This window comes from Pseudolactococcus yaeyamensis, assembly GCF_054658615.1.
On the sequence record NZ_BAAGGP010000134.1, the window covers coordinates 1 to 4,278 of the forward strand.

A 4,278-nucleotide genomic window follows, 5' to 3' on the forward strand; every position below is an offset into this window, starting at 1 on the left:
AGCAAAATCCGTGAGTCCATTCCAGAACTATTATCTCTGAGAAACGGCTCAGTAGTCAAGTGAAAATTAATATCAATTAGGTAAAAATCGTAGTGGTTAATCACTACTAGAATATATTATACGAGAGGAGGAATGAATGTATGAAGAGGATCATCATTCACGCCTTGATGGCTATTGTCGGTGCAACGCTTGGCAATACGTTTCTACCCGAATTTTGGGTACTTATCCATCAAAGGCAATTTGAAAACAACGCAGTAGTCAATAGTCTAATTGGCGCAATTATTTTTCTGATTTTTTCTTTTATATTTATCAGACTACTGTTGAACTTTGTCGAAAAAATTGACGAAACCATTGCAACCATCAATATTCCTAAAATTACTTGGGGATTTGTGGGTGGTGTCATTGGTCTTATTATCGGCGCCATTGCAAGTATTCCACTGTGGATTTTACGCACGCCAGTTCTATCAACGATTATCCCATTTTTACTGATGATGTTGACGATTTATGTCGGCTATAGCATTTCGTCAAAACGCGAAGCTGATATTTTCAAATTTTTCAGTCGGAAAAAAGCAGCGGTAACGGAGAAACCTGAGAAAAAAGAGAAGCGTAAAAATAAAAATTATGCTAAATTATTGGATACGAGTGTTTTAATTGACGGTCGGATTTTCGATATTCTCAAAACAGGTTTTCTGGACGGTGAAATTATCGTGCCTAACTTTGTCTTGTTAGAGTTGCAACTTCTGTCTGATAGTAATGACAATTTGAAACGTGCCAAGGGTCGCAGAGGTCTTGATTTGGTCAACGACATGAAAGAAATCGCAAAAGTCACGGTAGCAAGCAAGGACTATTCTGATATTCACGAAGTGGATACCAAGCTTTTGCGCTATGCTTCTGAAACTGGGGCAGCTCTCGTAACCAATGATTTCAATCTCAATAAGGTCGCTGAAATTCAAGGTGTGCAGGTTTTAAATATCAACGACTTAGCAAATGCCGTGAAACCGCAGCTTATCGTCGGTGATACACTCGACATTCACATTGTAAAAAAAGGCACAGAGCGTCGTCAAGGGATTGGCTATCTGCCTGATGGGACGATGATTGTCGTTGAAGAAACGGCCGATTTGATTGATAAAACAGTTAAAATCGAGGTGACTAAGTCACTTCAAACATCAGCGGGTCGCATGATTTTTGGAGAACTGGCACGATGACAGTTCAAGGTCATAAAGCTTACAGTGCGGTACTTTTAGCTGCGGGTTCAGGCAGTCGAATGGCGGCTGACCACAATAAAATATTTTTAACGCTAAATGATAAAGCGATTTTTCGCTATTCACTCGACTTGTTTTTGTCAGATTCAGACTGTAAGCAAGTGATTTTAGTTGGCAAAGCTGAAGAAAAAACTTATTTTACAGCCTTTTTGTCGGACAAGGTCTGCTTTGTTGCCGGTGGTGCAGAACGTCAAGATTCGGTCAGACAGGCGCTGGCGTGTGTGTCAGAAGCTGCGGTCATGATTCATGATGGGGCGCGGCCATTTGTTACCTTGTCTGAATTAGATGCGCTGAAAGCTCAAGATAATGCGATTTTAGCAGTACCGGTCAAAGATACGATTAAGCAGGTCAATCATCAAGCGCAAATCAGTCAAACTGTCCCACGCCAAAATCTCTGGGGAGCTCAGACACCCCAATTTTTTGAGACCAGTCTCATTCAAAAGGTGCATCAGATAGCCCATTCGAAAGCGTTTCTGGGGACTGACGATGCGAGTTTAGTAGAGATCTTTTCTGATAAGCCTGTTACCATTGTCCCAGGTTCTTATGACAATATCAAAATCACGACGCCAGAAGATTTGATTTTCGGCCAAGCGATTTTAACACATCGGTCTGAGGCTTGAGGTATTTGATGTTTATTTTTGCTACAATACAATCAATAGAAGGAGCGTAGATGATGCCTGATAACAAAATGAAGTACACGATTGACAGCAATATGCAGTTTCCGATGATTGAAATTGCGCTGGAAACTGGAGAGTTTGCCTACATTCAGCGTGGCAGTATGATTTATCATAATGCCGCCGTCACGTTGACATCTGAGTTGAATGCAAAAGGAAGTGGGATTGGTAAGTTGTTTAAAGCAGCGGGTCGCGCCATGACCTCGGGAGAGAGCGTTTTTATCACCAAAGCCGTGTCAAGTAACGACAAGGGCGTTATTGCGCTTGCACCGTCAACACCCGGTCAAGTCATGCCCTTAGACCTTGGTGCTAAACAGTATCGCCTCAATGACGGTGCCTTTCTGGCGCTTGACGGTAGTGCTCAGTACACCATGGCACGGCAAAGTGTCGGCAAAGCCTTTTTTGGCGGTCAAGGCGGACTCTTCGTCATGACGACCACTGGCGTTGGCACATTACTTGTGAACGCTTTTGGTAGTATCAAAAAAATCGACCTCCAAAATCAAGAAATCACGATTGATAACGCTCATGTCGTCGCTTGGTCGGATACACTCGACTATGATATTCATTTAGAAAATGGTTTCGTGCAGTCTATCGGCACTGGCGAAGGCATTGTCAATTCGTTTCGTGGCACGGGCGAAATCTACGTTCAAAGTCTCAACATCGAAACTTTTGCCAACATCATGAAAAATTACATCGTGACTGATGGGCACTCAGGTTCATCTGGCAACCCACTCGGAGGACTGTTCGATGCCCTCACTTAAAATCGGCCATGGCTATGATGTGCATCAGTTGGTAAATGGTCGTCAGTTGATTGTTGGTGGTGTGAACATTCCGCATGAGACTGGGCTTCTAGGCCATTCAGATGCGGATGTGCTTTTACACGCCATCACAGATGCTATCATTGGGGCGCTGGGCATGGGCGACATCGGACACGCCTTTCCTGATACCAATCCTGAAACGGAAGGCATCGCTTCAACGCAAATTCTAGCTGACATCTATCAAAAAATGGTCGAAAAAGGCTATGAAATTGGTAATATTGATGCCACGATTTTAGCAGAAGCCCCCAAAATGGCACCACATTTACAGCAAATGAAACAAAACATCGCCAGAATTTTACAGACAGATGTTGCTAACATCAATATTAAAGCGACAACAACAGAAAAACTAGGCTTTGTCGGTCGTCGTGAGGGTATGGCTTGTGAGGCTGTGGTGTTGATTAGTCAGATTTGATAGTCTCGAGTTATATAGGAAAAAAGATATGAAAAAGACGATTCAAGATAAACTCAAACAAATCGAACAAGAGCAGAACATCACGATTCTACATGCAGTTGAAAGTGGTAGTCGCGCTTGGGGCTTTCCGTCTAAAGATAGTGATTATGATGTCCGTTTTATTTACAAACGCCCGCCAGAATGGTATCTTCGATTAGAGAAAACAAAAGATAGTCTAGAGTTTCCAATTAATGATGAACTTGACATTAGCGGTTGGGATTTGGATAAGACGCTGGTGTTACTAAGAAAAACAAATCCAAGTTTGGTAGAATGGTTAAATTCACCGATTGTTTATGCGCAAGATGATAAATTTATTGCTGAAATTCGTGAGTTGTACGAAACACATATCAATGAAAAAGCTCTGATTTTTCACTATCTGCACATGGCTGAGGGGAATTATAGAGGTTATTTGACAGGAAAATTTGTTAAAATCAAAAAATATTTTTATGTCATTCGTCCTTTGCTTGCTTGTCTCTGGGTGGCAACTTATCATGAAAAGCCACCAGTTGCTTTTGAAAAATTGTTGACTTTACCGCATCTTTCCAAGGCATTTTTAGATGAGGTGGAAAGTTTACTTGTTCGTAAAAAAGCAGGAGACGAGCTTGATTTAGAGCAAGCGATTCCTGTTATCAATCAATTCATTACAGAAAAGTTGTCCTATTTTTCAGATTATGCCAATGAAGCTAATGAACATGAAAGTCTGCCTTATGAAAAATTGAATGCCTTCTTTTTAGAATGGATTGGGTTTGAACGTTAGATGACAAAAAGAAATAATGCAGGTAGCATATTCGGTGTCTGTTTTGGGGTATCCCTTGATTTAATACTCTTTTGGGGTAATTTTGCTCTGGGTATCTTTTTGATGTTAATCAGCTATGGCTGGTATCATCATAAAAATAAAGAAAATTAAGGCGCTGCATAGTTAGCGCTTTTTTTGATATTTTGGTAAAATCCCGAGTTTGACAGTTAAAAATCAGAAAAACACTATTCCGCCTTGTGATATAAGGAGTTAGAGCGTTTTGTTCTCAATTATTTTTGTTGTATACACACCCCTCTTGCGAATTGTCTCAGCTCCT

General features: G+C 41.1%; 5 protein-coding genes. All 5 read left to right on the forward strand.

Features of this window, described 5'->3' with window-relative positions; translation table 11 throughout:
- The first annotated feature begins 140 nt into the window (after nt 1-140).
- From ACYQ21_RS14750 to ACYQ21_RS14770, 5 genes are read left to right on the forward strand one after another with little or no spacing between them, the layout of a single operon-like run.
- On the forward strand, nt 141-1,205 hold the full coding sequence (locus ACYQ21_RS14750) for a TRAM domain-containing protein (RefSeq protein ID WP_460059364.1): 1,065 nt from the start codon (nt 141-143) through the stop codon (nt 1,203-1,205).
- On the forward strand, nt 1,202-1,882 hold the full coding sequence (gene ispD / locus ACYQ21_RS14755; protein WP_460059366.1) for a 2-C-methyl-D-erythritol 4-phosphate cytidylyltransferase: 681 nt from the start codon (nt 1,202-1,204) through the stop codon (nt 1,880-1,882). Before ACYQ21_RS14750 ends, ispD begins: the two co-directional genes overlap by 4 nt.
- A gap of 53 nt (nt 1,883-1,935) precedes the next feature.
- Complete coding sequence (locus ACYQ21_RS14760) at nt 1,936-2,697, forward strand: TIGR00266 family protein (RefSeq protein WP_460059368.1); 762 nt, start codon at nt 1,936-1,938, stop codon at nt 2,695-2,697.
- Nucleotides 2,684-3,166 (forward strand): 2-C-methyl-D-erythritol 2,4-cyclodiphosphate synthase, encoded by a 483-nt coding sequence (gene ispF, locus ACYQ21_RS14765; protein ID WP_460059370.1) that lies wholly within the window; start codon nt 2,684-2,686, stop codon nt 3,164-3,166. Before ACYQ21_RS14760 ends, ispF begins: the two co-directional genes overlap by 14 nt.
- Nucleotides 3,167-3,194: 28 nt before the next feature.
- Nucleotides 3,195-3,962, forward strand: coding sequence for a nucleotidyltransferase domain-containing protein (locus tag ACYQ21_RS14770; RefSeq protein ID WP_460059372.1), 768 nt, complete (start codon nt 3,195-3,197; stop codon nt 3,960-3,962).
- The last annotated feature ends 316 nt before the right edge of the window (nt 3,963-4,278 follow it).

Excerpts from the sequence above, each read along its gene's own strand:
- ACYQ21_RS14750 (WP_460059364.1), top strand. The coding sequence starts at position 141 with ATGAAGAGGATCATCATTCACGCCTTGATGGCTATTGTCGGTGCAACG.
- ispD (WP_460059366.1), top strand. The coding sequence starts at position 1,202 with ATGACAGTTCAAGGTCATAAAGCTTACAGTGCGGTACTTTTAGCTGCG.
- ACYQ21_RS14760 (WP_460059368.1), top strand. The coding sequence starts at position 1,936 with ATGCCTGATAACAAAATGAAGTACACGATTGACAGCAATATGCAGTTT.
- ispF (WP_460059370.1), top strand. The coding sequence starts at position 2,684 with ATGCCCTCACTTAAAATCGGCCATGGCTATGATGTGCATCAGTTGGTA.
- ACYQ21_RS14770 (WP_460059372.1), top strand. The coding sequence starts at position 3,195 with ATGAAAAAGACGATTCAAGATAAACTCAAACAAATCGAACAAGAGCAG.